Raw genomic sequence first — 25,598 nt, forward strand, 5'->3', positions numbered from 1 at the left:
TTGCTACCGGATGTCGATCACGCCCGGCGCGAGCGGTTCGGCATAGAGTTGCGCCGCCTGCTCCGCGCGGCGGGTGAGCGTGGCGCGCTGGTTGACGTAGCCCTTGTCGGTCAGCTCGCCGCCGTCGATCGAGGGCGGTTCGCGCAGCAGGATCAGCCGCCGCACGCGCCGCGAACTACCGCCCGCGCCCGCGTTGAACGCGGCGAGCTGTTCGCTGACGAGCGCGCCGAGCGTATCGAACGGGTCGGCACCGGGATGTTCCTGCCGCACGGCTTCAAGCGCCGCCGCAGAAGGCCAGGCCAGCACGCCGATATAGGGCTTGTCCTGCCCCGCGATCACGAGGTCCTGGATATAGGGCGCGCAGGCCGCGATCACGTCGGGGCGCAGCGTGCCCACCGATACCCAGGTGCCGCTGTCGAGCTTGAAATCCTCGGTAATGCGGCCGTCGAACACCAGGCCCTGCGCCGGGTCTTCGGGATCGATGAAGCGCGCGGCGTCGCCCAGGCGGTAATATCCTTCCTCGTCAAAGGCGTCGGCCGTGCGGACCGGATCGTTGTGGTAGCCGCTGGTCACGGTCGGCCCCTTCACGCGGACTTCCAGCTTGTCGCCCGAAGGGACGAGCTTCAGCGTGGTGCCCGGCAACGGCAGGCCGATCAGCCCGACTCGCTCGGTCGCCCAGTGCACCACCGTCACGCCCTGCGTTTCCGTCGCGCCGTACATCGTGGTCATCGGGATGCGGTGCCCGGTCTCGGCGATGGCGAGCGCCTGCATCCGCTCGTTCACGTCGCTCGACAGCGTGGCGCCGCCATAGCCCATGTAGATCAGGTTCTTGAAGAACGAGGCGCGCAGTCGCGGATCCTGCTCCATCGCTTCCGCCAGCATCGCGAAGGCGATCGGCGCGGAGCCGAACACCACCGGCGAGACTTCGTAGAGGTTCTTGATCGTCGTCTCGAACAGGCCCGGCAGGGGCTTGCCCTCGTCGAGATAGAGCGTGCCGCCGCCATGGAGGTTGCCGTTGAAGGCGATGTTGCCCGCCGAAATGTGGCTCCACGGCATCCATTCGAGCGACTGGGGCGGATCGCGTTCCACGCCGTCGTCCACGCGCAGCCCTTCGGAGGCAGCCACGACATGGACCATCATGCCGTGCGTCTGCGGCACGCACTTGGGCATCCCGGTCGATCCGGAAGTGAACAGGTATTTGCCGGTGCGGGTGTGGTCGATGCCATCGAGCGCCTGCGCTACCGCGTCGGTCGGCTCGGTTGCGGCAATCTCTGCGAAGGAAAGCGAACCTTCGCCGCCGTCCGCGGTGACGAACGTCACCTCGGGATTGATCGCGCGCAGCGTGGCGAAGGCGCGGGCGAAGGGCGCGGCGTCCTGCGCGAACACGATGCGCGGGCGCAGCGTCTGGAACGCGTGCTTCAGCTTGGCGTGGTCGGTGGAAATCAGGCTGTGCGCCGGGCTGATCGGCGCGATCGGGACGCCGGCGGTGTAGCAGCCCAGCATCAGCAATCCGTGCTCCACCGAGTTGGACGACAGTACCAACACGCAGTCTTCCGGGCCGAGGTGCTGATCGAGCAGCCACTGCGCGATCCCCTTGGCGGTGCGCGCAGCCTCGCCATAGGTGACGCCGCGCCACGCACCGTGGCCCGGCAGGCGCTGCATCAGGAACGGGCGCTCCGGATGCTCGGCCGCGTGTTCCGCGAACAGGTGGCCGACCGAGCGCGCCGGCGGCGCCAGCGGGTGGTTCGAGCGGACGAAGACGCAGCCATCCTCGCGCCTCTCGACGCTGACGTCGGGCCCCTTCTGCGGCAGCGGCTTGAACGGATAGCGGGTGATGTCCAGCGGGGCGGCGTGCTGGTGGTCGACAGGCGTTGCCGTCACAAATGCTCTCCTCGGTCGGTTCTGTTCTTGCGGGGAACCGTCTCTCACGTGGTCCCGCACCCGGCGTCGATTGTCAATTGATCGGTTAATGAAAATACCGCAAAGCTGGCACGAACGGTCGGACGCGGCGCTTTTCGCGGATCGCCCGAGCAATGGGAGGCGGCGATGCAGGATCTGGTGCACCGGGAGAATTTCGATGGCTGGACGGTGCTCAGCATCAATCGGCCGGACAAGCTCAACGCGCTGACGGTCGAGGTCTTCCGCGCGCTGCGTGCCCATGTCGAGGCGCTGCGCGATGACGACGCGGTGCGCTGCGTGGTCCTGCGCGGTGCGGGCAAATGTTTTTCCGCGGGGCATGACTTGGGCGACATCGCCACAGGGGAGGCGGTGCCTTCGCGGGGGTGGCACAGCGAGACGCTGCGCCTGCTCGAAAAGCTGCCCAAGCCGGTGATCGCGGCTGTCCACGGTCATTGCTACACCGGCGCGCTCGAAGTTGCGCTGGCCTGCGATTTCATCGTCGCGGCAGACAATGCGCGCTTTGGCGACACCCATGCCAAGTGGGCGCTCACGCCCATCTGGGGGATGAGCCAGCGCCTGCCGCGCCGGGTGGGCGTGGCGACGGCCAAGCGGCTGATGTTCACTGCCGACATGATCGACGCTGCCGAAGCGGTGCGGATCGGCCTTGCCGAATATGCCGTGCCGCTGGCTGATTTCGACGCCGAGATCGCCGCGCTGGCGCAGCGGATTGCGGCGCAGTCCGGCTTTTCGCACCGCGCGAACAAGCGCCTGCTCGATGCCACCGACGGTTCGCCGCTCGATGCCGGCCTGCAGTGGGAAGTCATGGAAAACGAAGGGCACGGACCCGACTTTGCCGAGCGCGTCGCCGCGTTCACCGGCAAGAAGGGCTGAGGAGCGGGCACGCATGAACATCGATTTCGGGCCGGAACTGGCCGCTTTCCGTGCGGAAGTGGCGGCATTTCTCGATACTGCGCCAACCCCGGCGATCCGCGAGGCCGGGCGCAAGACCACCAGTGTCTTCGCGCCGTTCGAGCAAGTGATGGCATGGCAGAAGATCCTCCACGCGCGTGGCTGGGCCGCGCCGGGCTGGCCGGCGGAGCACGGCGGCACCGGCTGGTCGGTGGAGCAGCGCTACGTCTTCGCCGAGGAATACTGGAAGCGCGACCTGCCGCCGCTGCTGCCCAATGGGCTGGGCATGGTCGGTCCGCTGCTGATGGAACTGGGATCGGACGAGCAGAAGGCGAAATACCTGCCGGGCATCCTGTCGGGCGACGATTACTGGACACAAGGTTATTCCGAACCCGGGGCCGGCTCGGACCTTGCGGGCCTCAGCTGTTCGGCAGTGGCGGACGGTGACGACTACGTCATCAACGGCAGCAAGATCTGGACGACCCTGGCGCACAAGGCCAACCGGATGTTCATGCTCGTGCGCACCAGCCGCGAGGGCAAGAAGCAGCAGGGCATCACCTTCCTGCTGCTCGACCGGGTGGATTACCCGGGCATGGAAATCCGCCCGATCATCGGGCTGGATGGCATTCCCGAACAGTGCGAGGTGTTCTTCACCAACGTGCGCGTGCCGCAATCGGGCCGCGTCGGGGCGGAGAATGACGGCTGGACCGTCGCCAAGGCGCTGCTCAAGCACGAGCGCGGCGGATCGGCGCAAAGCCCGGCGATGTATCGCAAGCTCGAACAGTTGCGCGCCGCTGCTGCCGCGACCCCGTCGCCCAACGGCGGCACCTTCGCCGATGATCCCGTGTTCCAGCGCGACCTGGGCGAGCTCGAGGCCGAAATCGCGTCCTACGCCGCGTTCGAGAAGATGGTCCTGACCGGCCATCCCATCGGCCGCGATCCGGCCATGCCATCGATGAACAAGGTGATGAGTTCCGAACTGGGCCAGCGCGTGTCGGTACTGATGACGCGGCTTGCCGGGATCAACGGGCTGCCGCTCCAGCTTTCCGCGCTCGAGGTCGGCAGCGGCTTCGATCCGCTGGGCACGGCGCACGATCTCGTCGCGATGCCCTATTACCTCAACTCGCGTGCCACCACGATCTACGCCGGGACCAACGAGGTCCAGCGCGATCTGATCGCCCGCACGCTGCCGGTCGGCTGAAGGAGGCCGGAACCATGGATTTCACCTTCACCCAGGAACAGACCATGCTGCGCGAGGCGCTGTCGCGCTTCCTTGGCCAGCACTACACGTTCGAGAAGCGCCGCCGGATCGTGGCCACGCCCGCGGGGCAATCGCCCGAGGTGTGGGGTCAACTGCGCGACATGGGCCTGCTTGCACTGCCGCTGCCGGAAAGCGCCGGCGGGCTGGGCGGTTCGATCGTCGATGTCGTCGCTGTCGCCGAACTGCTGGGCCAGCACCTCGTGGTGGAGCCGTGGCTCGCCTCGGCGGTGCTGTCGGCCGGCCTTCTCGCCAAGCGCGGCGAGACGCGGCTTCCGGCGCTGCTCGAAGGCGAGGCGACTGCCGCGTTCGCGTACGAGGAAGGATCGGGCACCGCCGATCTCGCGCAAGTGGCCATGCGCGCGGCGGCCACCGCGACCGGCCACGTCCTCAACGGCGAGAAGCACCTTGTGCTGGGAGCCGAGGCGGCCAGCGTTCTGCTGGTGACCGCGCGGCTGCCCGATGGCCGGCTCGGCCTGTTCCTGGTCGATCGGGACGCGCCCGGCCTCAGCCTGCGCTCCTACACGACGATCGACGGCCGGCGCGCCGCGCACTGCCGCTTCGAGGACGTGGCCGCAGGGCCTGACGCGCTGGTCGATGCCGACGCCGAAGCGGCCGTGGCGGGCGCGGTACGGGCAGCCACGCTGGCGCTCTGTGCCGAAGCCGTCGGCGCGATGGGGGCGCTGCTGGAAATCACCGCGAGCTATGCCGGCACGCGCAAGCAGTTCGGCGTGCCCATCGGCAGCTTCCAGGTCATCGCGCACCGTCTGGCCGACATGAAGCTGGCTTATGTGAAGGCGCGCTCTCTGCTGCTTTACACCGCTGCGCTGGCGGAAAACGATGCGGCCTCGCCGCGCGACGTTTCGCTGCTCAAGGCGCAGGTGGGCCGACTGGGGCGTGCACTGGGCGAAAGCGCGGTGCAGATCCATGGCGGCGTGGGCATGACAGACGAGCTTTCGGTCGGCCATTACCTGAAGCGCATACTGTTCGTGGACACGGTTTTCGGCCCCTCGGACTACCACCTGCAACGGGTTGGGGCGGCGCAGCCGGCGTGATGGCTGGCTGATTGTGCAGTATCGGCTGTCCGCTCCTGCACGCATTCTCTGCCGCAAATGGGAGAGAGCGGGGGTGATGGGCAGCGGCAGGCGGGGCGCAAGCGCGTGGTCGTTATGCTTGAGCATCCGGCCCTCTCTTCCCTGACCGGGAGGACAAGGACTTGAGCGAAATTCACGACGGCGCGGGAACGGCAGACTACATCATCGTGGGGGCTGGCTCGGCGGGCTGTGTTCTCGCCAACCGGCTGTCGGCCGATCCATCGGTGCGCGTCCTGCTGCTGGAGGCGGGCGGGCGCAACGACAGCGTGCTGGTGTCCATGCCCAAGGGGGTGGGCAAGCTGGTGACCAAGCCCGCGCACACCTGGTATTTCCCGGTGCAGCAGCCGCGCACCAGCAATGCGCCGGCCAGCGAAGTGTGGATTCGCGGAAAGGGTCTTGGCGGCTCGTCCGCGATCAACGGCATGATCTATGTCCGCGGCCAGCCGCAGGACTACGACGAGTGGGTGGAACGCGGCGCCACCGGCTGGGGCTGGTCGGACATGAAGCAGGCCTTCCGCGCGATCGAGGACCACGAACTGGGCGATGACGGCGTGCGCGGGGCGGGTGGCCCGGTCCATGTCGGCACCGGCACGTTCCGCTATCCGCTGGCCGAGAAGATGATCGAGGCCGGCGTCCAGATGGGGCTGGAGCGGCGCGAGGATCTCAACCGCGAGGACCAGGAAGGGATCGGTTACTACAACCACAACATCCACAAGGGCAAACGCGTCAGCGCGGCTGACGCCTTCCTCGCGCCCGCACGCAAAAGGCCCAACCTGACCGTGGTGACCGGGGCCGAGGTGGACAAGGTGCTGTTCGATGGCCGCCGGGTCACCGGCGTGTCGGCCAAGGTCGACGGTGTGCCCCGCACGTTCGCGTGCCGGGGCGAAGTGATCCTCTCGGGCGGGGCGATGATGTCACCCGCCATCCTTCAGCGTTCGGGCATTGGTGACGGCATTCGCCTCGCCGCGGCGGGCATCGCCGTCGTGAGCGAAAGCCCCGATGTCGGCCGCCGCCTGCGTGAACATCTCGGTTTTTCGATGCCGTATGTGCTGGTGGGCGACAAGGGCATCAACCACCGCTTTCACGGGCTGGGCCTCGTGCGCAGCGTTCTGGAATACTATCTGCTGCGCAAGGGCCCGATGGGCACCGGCCCGTTCGAGGTGGGCGCCTTCGTCAAGACCCGGCCCGAAATCGAGCGCCCGGACCTTCAACTCTACCTCTCCGGCTTCACCTTCGCGCGCGGTGACGACAATTTCCCCGTCCCGCTCGCCGATGTCGAGCGCACGCCGGGGATGACGATCTACGGCCAACTGCTGCGCCTCACCAGCGAGGGCGAAGTCCATGTGGCGAGCGCCGATCCGCAGGCGCCGATGCAGGTGACGCCGAACTGGCTTTCCACGCCCGAGGATTGCCAGTCGGCGGTAGACATGATCCGCACGATGCGCCGCTTCATGTCGATGCCCGCCATCGCGCCTTATTGCGGGCGAGAGATTCTTCCGGGGCCGGATGTGGAATCCGACGGCGAAATCCTCGACATGGTTCGCCGACTGTCGCTTTGCGGCATCCACGCGGTAGCCAGCTGCCGGATGGGGTCGGACGAACGCGCCGTGGTCGATCCGCGCACGCGGGTCCAGGGCGTGGACGGGCTGCGCGTGGTCGATTGCTCGATCATGCCCTCGCTTGTTTCGGGCAATACCAACGCGCCGGCAATGGCCACGGCGTGGCGCGCGGCGGACCTCATCATCGAGGACCGCAAGCGCCGCGCCTGACAGGCTCGGCGCGGCGGGGCAGGGCCTTGGGGCCGCGCGTCAGTGCGCGGCCGAAAGGTCCACCTTGCCGCGCGGTGCCGGGGCAAGCCACACCACCGCAGCCGCAACCACGAACACGCAGAAGCAGGCGAGGAAGATCGTGTTGGTGGCGATGGTCATCGCCTCCGTCTCCACCATCCGTTCGATCATGGCGCGCGCCTGCGGCAACGGCAGGCCCGAAGACATGACCGCGCCGGGGTGCAGTTCGCCCACCATTTCGGCGCGCACGGTCTTGCTTTCGTGTTCCCACATCGTGGTCGCCACCGATGTCGCCATGGCGCCTGCCAGTGTCCGCATGAAGTTCTGGATGCCCGCCGCCGATGCCGTCTGTTCCGGTCGCACCGCGCCGAGCGCCAGCGTGGTGGTGCCGATGAAGAAGAACGGCATCCCGAAGCCCTGCAGGAACTGGGGCAGGGCGATGGTGAAGAAGTCCATCTGCGTGGCCCAGCCGGTGCGCAACAGAGTCACCATGCCCAGCCACAGCACGCCGCCCGTGATCAGCAGGCGCACGTCGATGCGGCCTATCAGCGATGCCGCGATGGGAGACATGATCACGGCCATGATGCCGATGAACGCGGTGGCATAGCCTGCCCAGGTTGCGGTGTAGCCCAGGTTGGTTTGCAGAAAGAGCGGGATCAGCACCACTGAGGCGAAGAACGCCGCATAAGTCGTGCTTTGCGAGATCACCCCGACGGTGAAGCCGCGTGATTTGAACACCGACAGGTCGATGATCGGGTTGCGCTCGGTCAGCTCCCAGATGAGAAAGGCGATGAACCCGACCAGCGCGACGATGGCCAGCGCGATGATGAGATTGCTGGAGAACCAGTCCTCCTCGCGCCCCTTGTCGAGCATGATCTGCAGCGCACCGACCCAGACCACCAGCAGGCCCAGCCCGATGAAATCGACCGGCTTCTTCTCCACCGGCGTTTCATAGCGGCGCAGCAGCCGCGTGCCGAGCGTGGCGCAGATCGCCACCACCGGCAAGTTGATGAAGAAGATCCAGTTCCATGACCAGTTGTCGGAAATCGTGCCGCCGAAAATGGGGCCGGCGATGGGCGCGACAACGGTGGTCATGCTCCACAGGCCCAGCGCCATCGCCGCCTTTTCGGGCGGGAAGATGCGCAGCATCAGCGTCTGCGACATCGGCATGATCGGCGCGCCGCACAGGCCCTGGAAAACGCGGAACAGGATCAGCGCTTCAAGGCTGGAAGACACGCCGCACAGGAAAGAGAACAGGCCGAACCCGATGATCGAGGCAAGGAATACCCGAACGGCACCGAGCCGTGCCGCAAGCCAGCCCGAAAGCGGCACGCAGATCGCCTCCGCCACCGCATAGGAGGTGATGACCCAAGTCCCCTGCGACGGGGCCACCGCAAGGCTGCCGGAGATGTGAGGGACCGACACGTTGGCGATGGTGATGTCCAGCACCACCATGAAATTGGCGAAGGCGAGCGCAAACCCGCCCAGCGCAAGGCGGATTCCCTTCAGCGGCTGGTCGACAGCGTGAGCGGCGCTCACTTCACTTGTCCTTGGTGTCGATCGTCGCCGTCATAGACAGCCCGACGCGCAAGGGATGGCGGGCCAGGTCGGCGGGATCGAGCGCGATGCGCACCGGCAGGCGCTGCACCACCTTGATCCAGTTGCCCGTCGCGTTCTGCGCCGGGATGACCGCCATCGACGATCCGGTGCCGCCCGAGAAGCCTATGACGCGGCCCTTGTAGACCACGTCTTCGCCATAGAGGTCGGAGACGAGTTCCACGCTCTGGCCGGGCCGCACCTTGCGCAGCTGGCTTTCCTTGTAATTGGCATCGACATAGGCCTGCGCGACGGGAACGATCGTCATCAGCGTGGCTCCGGTGGCCACGCGCTGGCCCACTTGCACAGTGCGCTGCGTGACCACGCCATCGACCGGCGCGCGAACAGTGGTGCGCTCCAGATCGAGGCGGGCGCGGTCGAGCTTCGCCTTGGCCGCGAGGACTTCGGGATTGGTTTCAGCGGAGGCGCCCTCGATCATCACCGCATTCGCGGCTTCCTGACCTTGCGCCGAACCGCGCGCGGCACGGGCCTGTGCCAGCCCGGCGCGGGCTGCGGCGAGCGCACCCTGCGCGGAGGCAAAGGCATTGCGGGCGGTCGAGAGTTCCTCTCCCGAAACCGCGCCGTCGCTGGCGAGCGCCTGCCGGCGCGAAAGGTCGATGCGCGCGCGTTCGAGATCGGCCGAAGCCATCGCCATCTGTGCGGTCATCCGGGCAATATCGGCATCGCGTTCGCCCACCTGCGATGCGAGTGAGGTGCCGGTAGCAAAGGTCTGGCGCACGCGGCGCAGCGCCTGTGCGTATTCGGCCTCTGCTTGCGCCAGGGCAAGGCGCGCGTCGCTCTGGTCCAGTTCGACGAGCACGTCGCCCTTGCGCACCAGCTGCGTATCGACGACGGGCACCCGGCTGACCGCTCCCGACGTCAGCGGAGTGACTTGCGCGGCTTCGGCCGCGACATAGGCATTGTCGGTCTCGACGTAGCGGCCGCCGGTCGCCCAGCGGTATCCGCCGGCAACCAGGGCGACGGCCAGCACGACGCCGCCGAAGATGAGGAACGCGCGCTTCCGGTTGCTGCGGCCGGTGCGCAGGTCTGCGTCCTCGGCAGCGGTGAGCGGGGTCGCGGTTTCGCGGGAGAAGGGCGTATCGATGTCGGCCATGGGAATATCCTCGGACGGGCTCAGGCGGGCTGGAATCCGCCGCCGAGGGCGCGGATCAGTTCGACGTTGACGGAAAGGGCGCGGGCCTGGAGGCCGGCGAGCAGGCGGCGGCTGGCGAGCAGCGCATCTTCGGCGGACAGCACCGCGAGGTAAGGCGAAAGCCCGCCTTCATAGCGGCGCCGAGCGACGCCATAAGCCTCTTCGGACGCTGCCACCGCTTCGCGCGCGGCGGCGAGTTGCTGCGTGACCGACCGCTGCGAGGCGGCGGCATCGGCAGCTTCGCGCACCGCGCGCACGAGTGTGGCGTCATACTGGGCCACGGCCTCGTCATAGTCTGCGCGCGCCTGGCGGTAGTTGCCGGAAAGCCGCCCGCCCTCGAAGATCGGCAGGCTGATCGCGGCGCCGGCCTGCCCGATGTCGGACCCGCTGGCGGTAAGATTGCCGATCCCCAGCGACTGCACGCCGACGAAGGCGAGCAGGTTGACGTTGGGATAGAAGGCTGCGCGGGCCACGTCGATCCGTGCGCCCGCGGCTTCTGCGCGGGCGCGGGCGGCGGCGATGTCCGCCCGGCGGCCGACGAGATCGAGCGAAAGCCGTGAGGGCAGCGCGGCCGGAGGGACAAGGCTGGTGGGCGGCGTGATCGTCGCGCCCCGGTCCGGGCCTGCGCCCAGCAGCGCGGCCAGCGCATTGCGCGTCAGGGTGATGGCCTCGTCTGCCGCTGCCAGATCGGCGCGGGCGACGGGGACAGCGGCTTCCGCCTGTCGTTGTTCGGCCTTGGTATCAAGGCCATTGGCCACGCGGCGGCGCACCAGCGCAGCGGTTTCCTCGCGCAGCTTGAGCGCGGAAACGCGCACCTCGCGTTCGGCGGTGTAGCGGCCCAGATCGGCATAAGTCGCGGCAACCGAGGTCGCGAGCGCGAGCCTTGCGGCGCGCGCCTCGATCGCGGCGGCGGTGCGTTCGGCGGTGGCGGCGCGCAGCGCGGCGCGGTTGCGGCCGAAGAAGTCGATCTCGTACGACAGGTCAAGGCTGGCGCGGCCGGTGTCGTTCCAGCCGTGGGGTACGAACAGCGCCGGAATGCCGTTGTTGTAGCTCTGTTTCGATTCCGCCGCCTGCCCAGAAGCGGACAGCGACGGCAACAGCGCGGCGCCGGCGGACTTCGCATAGCCTTCTGCCCGGCGCGCGCGCGCTTCGGCGGCGGCGAGCGTGGGAGAGCCGGCAATCGCTTCCTCGACCAGTGCAGTCAGCTGGGCGTCGCCATAATCGCGCCACCAGGTATCGGCCGGGAAGGCCGCGTCCGCATCGCCGGCGAGCGAGGTTGCGGCGACGCTGTCCGCGCTGCGCAGTTGCGGCCGGGCGCCAAGGTCCGGCACCGCGGCGCAGCCAGAGAGCAGGGCAGGAAGAATCCAGAGCAAGCCGGAGCGCTTGCCGGGTCGAAGACGATTCATGCGGTAGAATTCCGATGACTGTACGGTTCGGTCACTAGCTGTGGAAATGACGGCTTGATCGAAACGAGTCAAGCGCTATCTGTACGGAATGGTCACTAACTGCAGGCTCGGACGCGCGACCCCGGACGAACGCCGGGAACATATCCTCGATGTGGCGGCGGAAGCCTTCGCCAGCGATGGTTATGGCGCCACGTCGATGTCCGGCATCGCCGCGCGGCTGGGCGGGTCCAAGGCCACGCTCTACAAGTATTTTCCGTCCAAGGAGCAGCTCTTCGGGGAAGTGCTGACGCGCAAGTGCGACGTCGTGCTGGGCCCGCTGCGCGAGATCACCTGCCGGGCGGAAGACCTCGAAACGCTGCTGCGCGATTTCGGCACGGGTTTTCTTGTCGCGCTGCTGGAGCCCGATGCGCTCGATGTCCACCGCATGATCCACGGCGACGGCGCGCGCTTTCCCGAAGCGGCGCGGATGTTCTTCAGCGAGGGGCCGGAGGGGGTCTACTCCGAACTCTCCCGCGTGTTCGAGACATTCAGCGCGCGCGGGGCGATTGTCTGTCCGGAGCCGCGCCTCGCCGCCGAACAGTTCATCGGCATGATCCGGGCCGACCTGCATATGCGCGTCACGCTGGGCATCCTGCCCGCGCCGGACCCGGCCGAAGTGCAGCGGCAGGTTGCCCACGCCGCGCGCATCTTCGTGCAGGGCCTGGCACCGCGCCCCTAGGGCGTCACCGCGCGAACAGCTTGAATTCGACCAGGCGCACCGCGCGTCCCGGCGCGAGGTCCATGGCCACGCGCACCTTGCTGGCGCGCACCGCGGGCCAGTGCGCTTCGGTCACGCCATTGGCGAGCGGGGCGCCCAGCGCGGCGGGCAAGGTGCGCCATGCATCGCCCTGCCACGCTTCGATCCGGTAGCCGCGCGGCACGGCAAAGCGGCGCCCGTCCGCGAAGAAGGCGAGTTCGGCCCGGCCCAGATCGACCTCGCGCCCGAAATCGATCGCATACCACTGGGGCACGGGGCCGGGCGCAGAGGTCCAGCCGTTGGGCAATTCGGGAAAGAACCACACGCGCCCGTCGATGGCATCGTGCACCGCTTCGGGATCGGCATTGCTCGAAGCCTCGCCCCTGGGGAACGCGCCCCGCACAAGCTGGACGGACAGGTCGATGGGGCGCTGGATGACGGGGAGCGGCGCGCGGGCGAGGGGGATCGTCACCCGGCCCAGATCGGCACGTCGCGCCACTTCGCGTCCGTCGATCTCGACAGAAAGTCCCGCGCCGCGCCGGTAATGCAGCCCGTCCGCGTCCCACGTCACCCCCACGCGGTGCCCGTGATAGGGCACATCCTGCACCCGGAACCACGCCAGCGCCTGCGGATCGCCCTGGGGCGGAAGCAGCGGATTGACCTCCAGCACATCGTCCGCACGCGGGCGGATGCCGACAAGGCCCCCCAGCACCAGATCGACGAAGCCCGAGTGGAAATAGTGGTGGCTGCGCGTCAGGCCGACGATCGGCTTGCCGGTTTCCGGATGATAATCCTCCTCCAGATCGAGCCGGCCGTCGCCCTGCCGGTGGAGCGCCGCATATTGGCGCAGCAGCCGCAGGTAGTCGCTGCGGGTGATCGGGCCGGTCGCGCCATGGTGGTCGAGCAGGTTGGCCATGGCGATCAGCACCTGCGTCGTCTGGTAGGGCCAGACCGGGCCGTTCCACTGGCATTCGGGTGCATCGCCCAGATAGCGATATTGCTTGAGGTAATACTCGTATCCGGCCTCCACCGTGCGCATTCCGGCCTTGCCCCCCAGCATCGCCGGATCGAGCAGGTGCGCCCACGCGGCGGCAAAGCGCGCATCTTCGGGAACGAGATCGAACATCCACGGCACGTATCCGACAAGCTCGCGCGCGCGGATCGGCTGCCAGTACCGGACGTGCTCGTTTTCCGCCTGATGGCGATCCGTGAAATGGCCGAGTGCAGGGTTCCACAGGTCGGCCAGCACGCGCCCCCTCAGCGCTTCCGCGCGTGCGGCATATTCGGCGGCACTCGCCTCGTCCCCCGCCAGCGCCGCGATGCGCGACAGCGCGCGGGCATTGGCGAACATGTAGCTGTTGATCGAGGGGCGGAACGCATCGCCGCCGCGAAAACCGTCCCTGCCGCCCGACGCATCGATCGAGGAAACGGTATATTCGGTCGCATCGAGCAGAGGCTCGACAAAATAGAGCCCCTTGGAGAAGTCGAACTTCTCGTCCCACAGGCGGTAGATGTGGCGCATCACCGGCAGGTGGCGGACCACGGCGTCGCGGTCGCCGTCGACGAGGTAACGGCCCCACACCGCGTCGGCCATGTAGTCGGTGAAGTGCCGGTCGTTGCCGCCGGCATACATGAAGCTGATGTAATCGTCGGCGAAGCGCCGGTCGTTCAGCCAGCGCCCTTCGCCGACGTGGAAGCCGGTCGCATCGTTGAGGCTGGCATAAGGTTCGCGCTGCCAGCCCACGTCATCGAGGAATTCGGTGGAGATGAAGCCTTCGGCGCCCAGATCGCGCTGGTGCGCGCGGAACAGCTGCCAGCGATAGTAATAGACCGCGTCGATCCGGGGATCGGCGGATTCGAAGAAGGGAATGCGCCCTTCGTACCACGGCGCGTCGTTGCCGAAGCGGTCCTGCGCGATGCGATGGGTGTCGAGGCCAGCGGCCGGTCGGGGCGCGGCCAGGGCAGGGGGCGCCAGACAGAGAAGGGCCGCAAGCGACTTGCCAGCGATGGACCTTGCGATCCGGATGCCTGCGCGTCTCATGCGGCCCTTCCTTCCGGAAACCTGTAGCGGTCGCTCCTCCCGCGCAGAGGGGAGAGGGTGTCGCGAAGGAAGCGACCGCCGGCGGCCGGAAGCGGGCGCACGCAGGGGGCGCGCCGCTCGGCCGGTGTGTTCGATCAGTTGAACTTGAACCGCACCCCCAGCGCGAACGTGCGCGCCAGCAACGTGGTGCCCAGATTGAACTGGTCGGCATTGCCGACGCTGTCGAAGTGGTAATAGTTCTGCTGCGTCGACTTGGTGAGGTTCACCGCGTCGAAGGTCACGCCCACGTTGTCGGTGACGTTCCAGGTGAGCTGGAGGTCGAGGCTCTTTTCAGGACGATACCACACGCCGATCGGGTTGGCGAAAAGCCGCGCCTCGTTGTTGTGCAGGAATTCCTTGCGCCAGATGTACGAAAGGCGCGCGTTGAACGGTCCCTTGTCGTAGGCGAGCGTGGCATTGTACGAAAGCTTGGACACGCCGAAGAACTGCGACGACGATTGGCCGACGATGTTGCCCGCCGAGTCCGATTCCGGGATGTTCTGCTTGGAATCCAGGATCGTGACGCTGCCGGTGAAGCCCAGTCCGTCGAGCGGTCCCGGCAGGTAATGCGGGAAATAGGTCATGCCGATTTCCACGCCCTTCAGCACGCCGTTCGATGCGTTCACCGGGCGGGTGATGGCGAAGTAGTTCGTCGCGCCGGCAGTGATGCCGTTGTTCGGAATGTATTCGCGCACGGTCAGCGGCACCACCAGACCTTCGATTTCGCGGCGGAAGCCCGTCACGTAGATCGCGCTGTCGCGGTCGAAATACCATTCGAGCGCAAGGTCGAAGTTCTTGGAGTGGGTCGGCTTCAGATTGGCCGTGCCCGCGCTGCCAGAACCGTAACCCACGTTGGTGAGGTCGCCGGTCAGGTTGTAGTTCGGGTTGATGTCGCCGAAGTTCGGGCGGCGCAGCGTTTCGCCATAGTTGAAGCGCAGGCGCAGCTTGTCGGTCAGCTCATAGCGCAGCGTGAAGCTGGGCAGGAAGCGCGACGATCCGTTCGAGCTGGCGGTCTGCGCGCCGCCGTTGAGGCGATCGTAGAAGCGGCTGTCCGTATCGACGTTGACGTGGCGCACGCCGGCTTCCAGCTTGAGCGGGCGGCCGAGCAGCGAAACTTCGGCGTCGGCCATGATATAGGCGGACATCGTCGTCTCGGTGATGTCGAACACGCGGTCGAGCGACAGCTGGTCCGAGGTCTTCAGGCCATAGTAGCCGCGCACGGTGTCGGCGTTGTCGTTGATCCAGTAACCGTTGGCGAGCACCCAGCTTGTCGGCACATCGGCGCGTCCGTCGAAGAAGCCGCTGTTGGTGAACAGCGCTTCGGACGGCAGCGTGGCAAGGCTGCGGCCAAGGCCGTTGGCGCTCTGCGTGCGGGTAAAGGTCGCGGCGGTGCGGCGATCGACGCGCAGGCCGGCCTTGATCTGGCGGATGAAGCCATCGTCCCAGGTGTAGTAGCCGTCGAGCGTGCCGGTGATGGCGTCGCCGGTGGCCTTGTCGGCATTGTCGTAGAACTGCGCGACGTTCCAGACCGAGGGATCGGCCAGCTTGCTGTCGTCATCGAAGTGGAACGAGGGAATGCCGCCGCCGGCATTGAAGTCGGTGACGATCTGGCCAGCCACGCGGTCGGTGCGCATCGCCTTGAACGTCGTCTGGTTGGTGCTCTTCTGGTAGGCAACGTCGGCGATGATCTTGCCGCGCGAGCCCAGGTCCCACTTGCCGTTCAGCGCATAGACGTAGCTGTCGGTGCGGCTGGTGCCGAAGTCGCCGCTGTTGAAGCCATAGACGTTGTCCACGGTGCGCGACTTGATGATGTTGGTGCCGTCATAGAGCGTGACCGGGCCGGGGTTGCCCCACCAGTCGACGAAGCTGAACTGAAGCGAGTTGAACGTCTGGCCGCGGAAGCCGGCATAGAACACTTCCGCGGTATAGACCGAGCTGCTGTTGGGTGCCCACTGCAAGGCGACGTTGACCGAGGGACGCTCGCGCTTGCCATAGAGGTCCGAGCTGAACACCGCGTCGCGGCCGAGGTAGTAGGGCGTGTCGACGCCGTTGATGTTCAGCGTCGAGCCGGCAGCGGTGGGCAGACCATAGTTGAGGCCCGGCTGCCAGTTCACGTTGTCCGGACCGGGGAAGATGCGCTCCAGCTTCGACAGGCCCGATCCCGTCGGCGGGGTCTCGGTGGCGAAGGGCACGAAAGCGCCTGCCGTGGTGCTCATGTTGCGGTACTTGGTGCGGCTGTAGCTGGCGTTCACCAGCAGGCCCACGTCGCCGATGCCGGTTTCCCAGCGGTCGCTGACCAGCAGCGCCACGTTGGGGTTATAGCTGTCCGCCTGCTCGTTGTAGATGCCGCGCGCCAGGCCAGAGATGGTGAAGCCGTCGAAGTCGAACGGGCGGCGGGTCTCGACGTTGATCTGGCCGGCAAGGCCGGTTTCGATCTGGTCGGCCGAGCGGGTCTTGTAGACGTCGACGCTCTTGACGAGGTTGGCGGACACGTCCTGCAGCGCGAACGACTGGCCCGCGGCGGTGAAGATGTTGCGGCCGTTGAGCGTGGTCAGCGGATCGGACAGGCCGCGGATGGTGACCTGCCCGGCCTCGCCGCCGGCGCGATCGGTGATCTGGATGCCGGTCACGCGCTGGAGCGCTTCGACCACGTTGTTGTCGGGCAGCTTGCCCACGTCCTCGGCGACGATCGAATCGACGATCTGCGTGGACGACTTGCGGACGTTCAGCGCGCCGACGATGGAGGCGCGCACGCCGCTGACGACGATCTCCTCGCCCGCGTTGTCGGCCGGCGGGGTCGCATCGGCGGCGGCCTGCGCGTGGGCCGTCGTGGCCAGCGACAGCGCGAGAATCGATGCGGAACTGAATGCGAATGGCTTGAGTGCCATGGATCTACCCTCCCTGAAAACAGGGGCTGGCCGGTTACCATGCCCCAGATTTGTCGGACTAATTATTTGTCGGACTTATCCGTGGCAAGAGGAAATTTTATCGCCGCCATCACGTGATTTCTGACAGCGATGTCAAGCAAGGTTTGCCGCGCGCTGCGCCAGCATCGCGCCTGCATACCTACGCAAATGTCAGAGTAATTAGGTCGTCCGCCACCGCGTGGCAGCGTTTGTCGGCGCGAGAATCGGCACCGCTCCGGCCGTCAGCGCGCGGCCCGGCACGGCGACCGAGTCGAAGCGGACCGTGCCGTCCGGCAGCGTGCGGCGCAGGAAGCGCTGCGCGGGTGCAGCCGCATCGGCAGGCGCCAGCGAAACGGCGCCATCCGCGCTCGCGGCAATCCGGTGGGCGGGCATCATGATCGGTGCCAGCGCCACCTCGTCGGTGTGCGCGCTGCCCTCCAGAATGCGGAATTGCGTGGCCGGAAGCGGGGCGGAGCCGACCAGCAGCCGCGTGCCTTCACGCGCGAGGAACCCCCCGCCACCCACCGGCGCAAGCCGTTCGGGCAGCACGCCGTTGCCCACCGGCACACCGAAGTCCGGCGATCCGTCGGCGTTGTAGTAAAGCCGCTGTACGCGCGTGTGGCGGTTCGGATCGAACAGCGGATCGCCCTCGATCTTCTCGTAGTCCCGTCCGTGATAGACCAGCACGTCGCGGCCCTGTTCGTCCACGGTGAAGCTGTTGTGCCCCGGCCCGTAGACGCCCGTCTCGCGGCAGGTGGTGAACACCGGCGTGGGCGATTTGGTCCATGCGCGCGCGTCCATGATGTCCGCATCGTCGGGCACGGTCAGCAGGCCCAGGCAATAGCGGGCGTCGGTCGCCGCCGCCGAATAGCTCATGAACAGGCGCCCGTTGCGGGCCAGCACCGCCGGCGCTTCGTTCACCTTGAAGCCCGGGATCTCCCAGTCGAGCGTCGGGATGCTCAGCCGCGTTGCCTTGGCCGCCAGCGTCAGCGGGCTGGCCAGCGGCGCGATGTAGAGATTGGAGTTGGTCTCGATCCCCGGCTCGCGCTGGGCCCAGGCGAAATAGCGGGTGCCGCGATGGACGAAGCTGGTGGAATCGAGGCAGAAGCTGTCCCACGGCGCCTGAAACTGGCCCAGCACCGACCAGTTGCCGGTCATCGGGTCTGCGCCGTCGCAGACCACGGCATACGTGCGGATGCGGAACACGTCCTCGCCGCCGCCGCTGGGGCCGGCGGCGAAATACATGATCCAGCGCCCATCGATCAGGTGCAACTCCGGCGCCCAGAGAAAGCCCGACATCGGCCCGCTTGCCTGATGGCGCCACAGCACGCGTTCCTCGGCGGTGGAAAGGCCGGCCAGCGTCTTCGCGCGGCGCAGCACCAGCCGGTCGTATTCCGGGACCGAGCCGGTCAAGTAGTAGAAGCCGTCCTCGTGCCGGAACACCTGCGCATCGGCGCGCTGGCGCACCAGAGGGTTGACCGGGCCAGGCTGACCGGCGGGATGGGCTGGCACTGCGGGCAGGCTGCCACCCATGCGGGTGCAGGCCATCGGCAGCAGCGCGGTGCCCGCCACGAAGGCGCGGCGCGAGAGCGAAAAGGTCATGGGCATCCTCTCCTTATGGTCCTTCGGTGCCGTGCGCGGCACCGGGAAATAGGGCGTCCCCGTCATGCAACCGGGACGCCAGCGGGTGGATCAGGTTTCGGGAACCGGCCAGCCGTCCGCGCCCCAGCGGATCGGTGCGATGCGCAGCACGGGCGCGCCGTTCGCCTGCCGGTCATAGGCGTGATAGACAACGTAAGTTGTGCCGTCCCTGTCGGTGAACGCGCCGGCGTGGCCGGGTCCGCGATAGCGCTGCTGTTCCTGAAGGTCGGCGCGCAGGAAAATGGTGCCGCCGCCCCGCATCATCTCGCTGCCGTCCTTGCCGCGATACGGCCCGGTGATCGCCTTCGCGCGCGCCACCACCGTGTAATAGGTGCTGTTCACGCCCTTGCAGCAATAGTCGTAGGAGGCGAGCAGGTAATACCAGCCGCCGTGCGGGATGATGAACGGCGCCTCGATCGGCGCGGGGCCGCCGGCCGGGGCAGGGCGGCGCGCAATGGAAAGGGGCTTGGCGCCCGGCATGGGCTTGCCTGTCTTCGGATCGAGCGCGAACAGCTTGATCCCGCTCCAGAAGCTGCCCAGCGCCAGCCACTGCCGACCTTGCGCGTCGGTCACGAAGTTCGGATCGATGGCGTTGAAATCGTCCTGCGGCGTGGACATCACCACCAGCCCGTGGTCGGTCCAGCGATAGCCCGGCGCCTTGGGGTCGAGTGTCGGGCTGGTGGCAAGGCCGATGGCCGAGCGGTTCGATCCGAAGGTCGAGACCGAGTAATACAGCCGGTATTCGCCGTTCACATGGGAGATGTCGGGCGCCCAGATACCCTCGGTGCCGGGCACTGCCTGCTTTGCCCACGCGGGGATTTCCGCGAACACCGATCCCGCGTCGGTCCAGCGCTTCAGGTCGCGCGACATCTTCACGCCGATGTAGCGGCCCACCGTGCTGAACACGTAATAGGTATCCCCCTCACGCGCGATCACCGGATCGTGCACGGCAAGATCGCCGCTGAGCTGCGCGTTGAGCGTGGACGCCTCGGTCGCGCCGGCCGGGACGGCAAGCGCGGCGATCGCCAGCGCTCCCGCCCGCAAGGCCTGCCGTGCCGAGGAAATCAGCGCCGCGCGGATCATTGCAGCGTCAGCACCGCGACCGACTTGGCCGGCAGTGTCACTGTCAGCGTATCCCCGCTCACCGTGGCACCGAAGAAGGGCACCGGCTTCACCACATCGGGCGCGTCGAATGTGTTGTGCGAATTGATCGCCGGGGCGGTCAGCACACGTCCGGAAACGCCGTTGGCAGCAAGCCCCGCCAGCTTCACGGTCACCGTGTTCGGCTGGTTCGGATCGAGGTTCGACAGCGCGACATGAACCTTGCCGTCCTTGGCCCGCACCGCAGATCCGCTTACCGCCGGCATGGTGAACTGGTCCTTGGCATACCACGGCGTGTCGAGCTCGATGGGCAGCACGGTTCCGTCCTGCCACGGCTTGTACATCTCGAAGACGTGATAGGTGGGGGTGAGGACCATCTTCTTGCCCTCGGTCAGGATCATCGCCTGAAGCACGTTCACCATCTGCGCGATCGCGCTCATCCGCACGCGGTCGGCGTGGCGCGCGAAGATGTCGAGGTGGATCGAGGCGATCAGCGCGTCGCGCAGGGTGTTCTGCTGGCGCAGGAAGCCCGGATGCGTGCCGGGGTCCTGCGCATACCACGCGCCCCATTCGTCGACCGCCAGGAAGACGCGCTTCTTCGGGTCATACTTGTCCATGATCGCGGTGTGCTTGGCGATCAGGTCTTCCATGTGCCGCGCGCCGGCCAGCGCATCGGCCCAGCCACGTTCGTCGAAATCGACGGCCGGCGCGCGGGGGGGCCAGCCGCCCGCGGGATGGACGTAGTAATGCAGAGAAACGCCGTCGAGCATATCGCCCGCCACGCGCATCATCGTGTCGGTCCACGCGTAGTCATCAACGTTCGCCCCGGCGGCGATCTTCATGATCCGCGTGCCCGCGGGTGCCTTCACGAACGTGGCATAGCGGCGCGTCACGTCGGCCGCATATTCGGGCCGCATATTACCGCCGCAGCCCCACAGTTCGTTGCCCACGCCGAAATAGGGCACCGCCCACGGCGCCTTGTGGCCGTTCCTGGCGCGCAGGTCGGCAAGGCTGCCGGCGGGCGCGGTCATGTATTCCACCCACTCCGCCATTTCCTGCGGCGTGCCGTTGCCCACGTTGCCTGCGATATAGGCTTCGGCGCCCACCTGCCGCAGAAGTTCGAAGAATTCGTGCGTGCCCACGGCGTTCGGCTCGGTCACGCCGCCCCAATGGGTGTTGACCTTGACCGGGCGCTGCGCCTTCGGCCCGATGCCCTCGCGCCAGTGGTATTCATCGGCAAAGCAGCCGCCGGGCCAGCGGATCACCGGCACCGACAGGTTCTTCAGCGCCGCGATCACATCGTTGCGAAAGCCGTTGGTCTGCGGGATCGACTTGTCGCCCGCCACCCACAGCCCGCCATAGATGCCGTTGCCCAGGTGTTCGGCGAACTGGGTGAAGATGCGCTTGTCATAGACCGGCCCCGGCGTATCGGCGTGGAGCGTGGCCGTGGTCGGCTTGCCGGCGGTATCCGCGTGGGTCGGGCCTGCGAGTGCGGTGGCGGCCAGCAGCAGCGCGGCGGCGGCGCGGCGAAGGGTCTTTGTCATCATGTCCTCTCCCCGAGGAAATTGTCAGTCCAGGAACGCGTCGACCGTCTGGCGCTTGCCGCGCAGGAAGGCGTCGGCGACGAGGCGCAGCGGGTCGATGTCGACATCGCTGCGGCCGCCGCGGATCAGCGTGGCGAAGCGGGCGTAAAGCCCCGGATATTCGTGGTCCTCGGCGTGCTCCGTGCCGCTGGGCAGCGAGAGCACCGCCCCGCCGTTCGACAGCTTGAGCGTGCCGGCGTCGGTTTCCACCACGATGTCCCAGCTTTGCGGGCCGGTCTGCCGCCAGTCGAGATCCATGTGGATCTGCGCGCCGCCGGTATCGCAGAAATGCAGGTCGGCGGCGATCGGTGCCGCGCGGTTGGCCGGGATTTCCAGCGTCGCGGTCTTGAGGAAGAACGGACGCGGCAGGATGTGGGTGACGATGGACAGCGCATTGATGCCCGGATCGAACACGCCCAGGCCGCCCGGCTCCCAGATCCACGCCTGCCCCGGATGCCAGACGCGCACGTCTTCGCGCCAGGTGATCTCGACGCTTTCGATCCTGCGTTCGGCCAGCCATGCGCGGGCCGGCGCAACACCGGCGGCGAAGCGCGAATGCCATGCCGCGAACAGCGAGGCGCCGACCTTGTCCGCGCGGGCCTGAAGCGCGGCGACTTCGGCCAGCGTCGCGCCCGGCGGCTTTTCGAGGAACACGTGGATGCCGCGCTTCAGCGCCATCGCCGCCAGGTCATAGCGGACCTGCGGCGGGGTGCAGAGCGCCACGGCATCGACCGCGGGGCCTTCTTCCAGAAGCTGGGCCAGGCTTTCGAGATGCGGCACGCCGGGCACGCCCGGATCGTGCGGGCTGACCGTGGCCGCCAGGCTGAAGGTCTGGTTGCCGGCGATGGCGGGCAGGTGCTGGTCGCGGGCGATCTTGCCCACGCCCACCACGGCGATGCGGACGGGATCCATCGCGATTACAACACCTTGACCGCGACCGGTGCCGGCGCAGCGCGCGTCAGCCGGTTGCGCAGCGGCAACGTGAAGGGCGCGGCCTCGATCTCGAACGTGTCGCCTTCCTGCGTGCGCACGCCGTCCGCGAATGAAAGCGTGGCGGTGCCGAAGAAGTGGACGTGCACGTCACCGGGACGACGGAACAGGTCGTACTTGAAGTGGTGGTGCTCCAGGTTGGCCAGGGAGTGGCTCATGTTGTCCTCGCCCGAGAGGAAAGGCTTTTCCCACAACACCTTGCCGTCGCGCACGATGCGGCTCGCGCCGCACACGTCGGCCGGGGTCTCGTCGATCAGCAGTTCGGGGCCGAGGGCTGCCTGACGCAGCTTGGAATGGGCCAGCCACAGGTAGTTGTGGCGCTCGGTCACGTGGTCGGAAAACTCGTTGGCGAGCGCGAAGCCCAGCCGGAACGGGGTGCCGTCGGGGCCGATCAGGTAGATCCCGGCCAGTTCCGGTTCCTCGCCGCCGTCCTGTGCGAAAGCGGGCATTTCCAGCGGATCGGCGGGGCCGACGAGCTGCGAGCCGTCGCCCTTGTAGAACCATTCGGGCTGCTGGCCGACTTCGCCCGCAGCCGGCTTGCCGTCCGCCAGACCTTCGAGGAACATCCGCATGGAATCGGTCTGGTGCTCGGATGCGGCCGCGTCGCGGTGCATCTTGTCGCGCCCTTCGGCCGAGCCGAGGTGGGTGAGGCCGGTGCCCGTCATCAGCAGGTGCGCCGGGTCTTCATGGTCGATCGGGGCGATGAAGTTGCCGGCGGCAAGTTCCTGTTCCAGATCGATTTCCGGACCCCTGGGGCAGGCCCGGGCAGCGGCGGCGAGGGTGATGCCGGCATCGATGGCACGCTGCGCGAGCGCGCGTACCTGAACGACACCTAGCAGCACATGGGCGGAACCTTGGTCGGCCAGAACGACCGAGCGCGCGCCATCGGGCGCACGATGCTGAAGCAGGCGAAGGGCCATCGTCAAACTCTCCCTGTCGCGGCGCGCTTGCGGTGCGCGCCGCGTAACTTGCAATGCGATCAGAGCGTCAGGACGCCATCGATCAGGCGGGGGGCGCCATCGCCGCGGGCGTCGTCGCGCAGCTCGGGCGGCAGCACATCGGCCGCGATGTTCTGGTAGCTGACCGGACGCAGGAACCGGTCGATGGCGAGGCTGCCGACCGAAGTGGTGCGCGGGTCGGACGTGGCGGGGAAGGGGCCGCCGTGGACCATTGCGTGGCACACTTCGACCCCGGTGGGCCAGCCATTCGCAAGGATGCGGCCGGCCTTCACTTCCAGCACCGGCAGCAGGCGCGCGGCGAGTGCTTCGTCGGCGGCGTCCATGTGCAGCGTGGCGGTGAGCTGGCCTTCGAGGCTGCGCAATACCCCGACAAGTTCAGCTTCGTCCTTGCACGCCACCACGACCGATGCGGCGCCGAACACTTCGTGGCCCAGTGCCTTGTCGGCGAGGAAAGCCGCCGCCGTGGTGCGGAACAGCGCCGCGCCGCCTTGCGTGCCTTCGCCCGGCTGGCCCTTCGCCAGCGTTTCGACGCCGGCACTGCCTTCCAGCGCAGCCACGCCGCTGGCGTAGGCGGCGGAAATGCCGGGGGTGAGCATGGTCTGCGCCGCGGCCTGGCCGACGGCAGCGGTGGCAGAGGCGATGAACGTGTCCAGACCTTCGCCCTCGATGGCGAGGACAAGGCCGGGGTTGGTGCAGAACTGGCCCGCACCCATGGTCAGCGAGCCGACGAACGCGGTGCCCAGCGCTTCGCCGCGCGCGGCCAGCGCCTCGGGCAGCAGCAGCACCGGATTGATGCTCGACATTTCGGCATAGACCGGGATCGGCACGTCGCGCGCCTGTGCCAGCTTGGCCAGTGCAAGGCCGCCCGCGCGCGAGCCGGTGAAGCCGACGGCGGCGATGCGCGGATCGGTGACGAGCGCCGCGCCCAGTTCGTTCGACGGGCCGACGAGGTGGCCGAACACGCCCTCGGGCAGGCCGCAGGCGGCGACGGCGCGCGCAATGGCGGCGGCGACGAGTTCGCCGGTCTGCGGGTGCGCCGGGTGGCCCTTGACCACGACCGGGCAGCCGGCGGCGAGCGCGGAAGCGGTGTCACCCCCGGCGGTGGAGAAGGCGAGCGGGAAGTTCGAGGCGCCGAACACCGCGACCGGGCCGAGCGAGATCATGCGCAGGCGCAGGTCGGGGCGGGGCAGGGGCTGGCGGTCGGGCAGGGCGGGGTCGATGCGCAGCTGCTGCCACGCCCCCTTGCGCACCACGTCGGCGAAAAGGCGCAACTGGCCCACGGTGCGGCCGCGTTCGCCTTCCAGACGGGCGCGGGGCAGGCCGGATTCGCGCATCGCCGCTTCGATCAGGTCGTCGCCGATGGCGAGGATCTCTTCGGCGATTCGTTCAAGGAACGCGGCGCGCGCCTCGCGGCTGGTGGCGCGGTAGGCATCGAACGCGGCAGCGGCGGCTGCGCAGGCCTGGGCCACGTCGGCGGGGCCGTGCACGGCAAAGGCGGGGCCGTGCGGCTGACCGGTCGCGGCGGCCACGGAGCGGAAGTCGGTCATCTGAATCTCCTGATTTACTCCGACATATTACGGCTTCCGGGGAAAGGCAACATCGCTTGCACTTAAACGTTTCACCTTGGCAGGCGCGCTGTTAAGCGTGGTTTGCAGGAGGACCGCGAACCCGTGACAGAAGCCTTACCCGAGACCGCATCGGCCAGCCCGGAAACCGTTCCGAGCAAGGCGCTGGAGAGCGCGTCGGGCGCTGTGCGCGGACCGGGGCGCAGGCTGCACGGCGCGCTGGCGCACAAGCTGGGGACCGCGATCTTGTCCGGCCAATACGCGCCGGGCGATGTGCTGCCGGGCGAAGTGGCCTTTGCCGAGGAACTGAAGGTTTCGCGCAGCGCCTACCGCGAGGCGATCCAGGTGCTGACCGCCAAGGGCCTTGTCGCCAGCCGCCCCAAGGCGGGCACGCGGGTGCTGCCGCGCGAGCGTTGGAACCTGCTCGATCCTGAAGTGCTGGCCTGGGCCTTTGCCGGCGAACCCGATGTCGCTTTCGTGCGGGACCTGTTCGAGCTGCGCTCCATCATCGAGCCGGCGGCGGCGCGGCTGGCGGCGCAGCGGCGGACGAAGGACGATATCCGCATCATGCGCGACGCGCTGGCCGCGATGCGCCGCAACACGCTGACCACCGAGGCGGGCCGCGCGGCGGACCGCGATTTCCACGACGCGATCCTGCGGGCCACCGGCAACCAGGCGATGGTGGTGCTGAGCGCCAGCATCGGCGCGGCGGTCCACTGGACCACCCAGTTCAAGCAGCGTTCGCGCGAGCTGCCGCGCAACCCGATCCCCGATCACGCACGCGTGTTCGATGCGATTTCCGCCGGCGATGCCGATGCTGCGGCCGAGGCGATGGGCGTGCTGGTGGATCTGGCGCTGGAAGATACGCGCAGCTCGATGGGGCAAGGCGCCGACGCAGCCTGAAGGGATCTGTTCGCGCCGCGGCGCGAATCCGG

At 67.8% G+C, this 25,598-nt stretch carries 18 protein-coding genes; 6 read left to right on the forward strand and 12 right to left on the reverse strand.

Features of this window, described 5'->3' with window-relative positions:
- Positions 1-3: 3 nt before the first annotated feature.
- On the reverse strand, positions 4-1,881 hold the full coding sequence (locus tag OLX02_RS02165; protein WP_264419824.1) for an AMP-binding protein: 1,878 nt from the start codon (positions 1,879-1,881) through the stop codon (positions 4-6).
- 165 nt (positions 1,882-2,046) lie between these two features.
- Here OLX02_RS02165 and OLX02_RS02170 point away from each other — a divergent pair, with 165 nt between their 5' ends.
- The 4 genes from OLX02_RS02170 (at position 2,047) to OLX02_RS02185 (ending at position 6,929) form a co-directional block, all read left to right on the forward strand.
- Positions 2,047-2,790 (forward strand): enoyl-CoA hydratase/isomerase family protein, encoded by a 744-nt coding sequence (locus OLX02_RS02170; RefSeq protein ID WP_264419825.1) that lies wholly within the window; start codon positions 2,047-2,049, stop codon positions 2,788-2,790.
- A 13-nt stretch (positions 2,791-2,803) separates the two neighbouring features.
- On the forward strand, positions 2,804-4,009 hold the full coding sequence (locus tag OLX02_RS02175) for an acyl-CoA dehydrogenase family protein (protein WP_264419827.1): 1,206 nt from the start codon (positions 2,804-2,806) through the stop codon (positions 4,007-4,009).
- 14 nt (positions 4,010-4,023) lie between these two features.
- The gene (locus tag OLX02_RS02180) at positions 4,024-5,121 is read left to right on the forward strand and encodes an acyl-CoA dehydrogenase family protein (protein WP_264419829.1); all 1,098 of its coding nucleotides are present in this window, start codon (positions 4,024-4,026) and stop codon (positions 5,119-5,121) included.
- 170 nt (positions 5,122-5,291) lie between these two features.
- Positions 5,292-6,929 carry a GMC family oxidoreductase gene (locus tag OLX02_RS02185; protein WP_413630052.1) on the forward strand — a complete coding sequence of 546 codons (1,638 nt, stop codon included), beginning with the start codon at positions 5,292-5,294 and terminating at the stop codon, positions 6,927-6,929.
- Positions 6,930-6,968: 39 nt separating this feature from the next.
- Here OLX02_RS02185 and OLX02_RS02190 read toward each other — a convergent pair whose 3' ends face one another.
- From OLX02_RS02190 to OLX02_RS02200, 3 genes are read right to left on the reverse strand one after another with little or no spacing between them, the layout of a single operon-like run.
- On the reverse strand, positions 6,969-8,486 hold the full coding sequence (locus OLX02_RS02190) for a DHA2 family efflux MFS transporter permease subunit (RefSeq protein ID WP_264419833.1): 1,518 nt from the start codon (positions 8,484-8,486) through the stop codon (positions 6,969-6,971).
- 1 nt (position 8,487) lies between these two features.
- Positions 8,488-9,657: an HlyD family efflux transporter periplasmic adaptor subunit gene (locus OLX02_RS02195; protein ID WP_264419835.1), complete on the reverse strand. Its 1,170-nt coding sequence runs from the start codon at positions 9,655-9,657 to the stop codon at positions 8,488-8,490.
- Between the two features lie 20 nt (positions 9,658-9,677).
- Positions 9,678-11,102 carry an efflux transporter outer membrane subunit gene (locus OLX02_RS02200; RefSeq protein WP_264419836.1) on the reverse strand — a complete coding sequence of 475 codons (1,425 nt, stop codon included), beginning with the start codon at positions 11,100-11,102 and terminating at the stop codon, positions 9,678-9,680.
- Positions 11,103-11,253: 151 nt separating this feature from the next.
- On the opposite strand from OLX02_RS02200, the gene OLX02_RS02205 reads away from it, so the two are divergent.
- Complete coding sequence (locus OLX02_RS02205) at positions 11,254-11,820, forward strand: TetR/AcrR family transcriptional regulator (RefSeq protein WP_264419838.1); 567 nt, start codon at positions 11,254-11,256, stop codon at positions 11,818-11,820.
- 4 nt (positions 11,821-11,824) lie between these two features.
- On the opposite strand, the gene OLX02_RS02210 is transcribed toward OLX02_RS02205, so the two are convergent.
- The 8 genes from OLX02_RS02210 to OLX02_RS02245 form a co-directional block, all read right to left on the reverse strand.
- On the reverse strand, positions 11,825-13,879 hold the full coding sequence (locus tag OLX02_RS02210; RefSeq protein ID WP_264419839.1) for an MGH1-like glycoside hydrolase domain-containing protein: 2,055 nt from the start codon (positions 13,877-13,879) through the stop codon (positions 11,825-11,827).
- A gap of 134 nt (positions 13,880-14,013) precedes the next feature.
- Entirely contained in the window at positions 14,014-16,806 is a 2,793-nt protein-coding gene (locus OLX02_RS02215) for a TonB-dependent receptor (RefSeq protein ID WP_264419841.1), read from the reverse strand.
- Between the two features lie 198 nt (positions 16,807-17,004).
- Positions 17,005-18,426, reverse strand: a complete 1,422-nt coding sequence (locus OLX02_RS02220; RefSeq protein ID WP_264419843.1) for a glycoside hydrolase family 43 protein — start codon at positions 18,424-18,426, stop codon at positions 17,005-17,007.
- 90 nt (positions 18,427-18,516) lie between these two features.
- Positions 18,517-19,548 (reverse strand): arabinan endo-1,5-alpha-L-arabinosidase, encoded by a 1,032-nt coding sequence (locus OLX02_RS02225; RefSeq protein WP_413630035.1) that lies wholly within the window; start codon positions 19,546-19,548, stop codon positions 18,517-18,519.
- Positions 19,545-21,110, reverse strand: coding sequence for an alpha-N-arabinofuranosidase (locus tag OLX02_RS02230; protein WP_264419845.1), 1,566 nt, complete (start codon positions 21,108-21,110; stop codon positions 19,545-19,547). Before OLX02_RS02230 ends, OLX02_RS02225 begins: the two co-directional genes overlap by 4 nt.
- Positions 21,111-21,134: 24 nt before the next feature.
- Positions 21,135-22,061, reverse strand: a complete 927-nt coding sequence (locus OLX02_RS02235; RefSeq protein ID WP_264419847.1) for a Gfo/Idh/MocA family protein — start codon at positions 22,059-22,061, stop codon at positions 21,135-21,137.
- A gap of 5 nt (positions 22,062-22,066) precedes the next feature.
- Positions 22,067-23,059, reverse strand: a complete 993-nt coding sequence (araD1, locus tag OLX02_RS02240; protein WP_264419849.1) for an AraD1 family protein — start codon at positions 23,057-23,059, stop codon at positions 22,067-22,069.
- A gap of 59 nt (positions 23,060-23,118) precedes the next feature.
- Positions 23,119-24,645 (reverse strand): aldehyde dehydrogenase (NADP(+)), encoded by a 1,527-nt coding sequence (locus tag OLX02_RS02245; protein WP_264419851.1) that lies wholly within the window; start codon positions 24,643-24,645, stop codon positions 23,119-23,121.
- A 225-nt stretch (positions 24,646-24,870) separates the two neighbouring features.
- Between OLX02_RS02245 and OLX02_RS02250 the strand changes: the two genes are divergently transcribed.
- Entirely contained in the window at positions 24,871-25,566 is a 696-nt protein-coding gene (locus tag OLX02_RS02250) for a FadR/GntR family transcriptional regulator (protein WP_413630053.1), read from the forward strand.
- Positions 25,567-25,598 lie beyond the last annotated feature (32 nt).

It is taken from the genome of Novosphingobium sp. KCTC 2891, from assembly GCF_025938155.1.
Taxonomy (GTDB): Bacteria; Pseudomonadota; Alphaproteobacteria; order Sphingomonadales; family Sphingomonadaceae; genus Novosphingobium.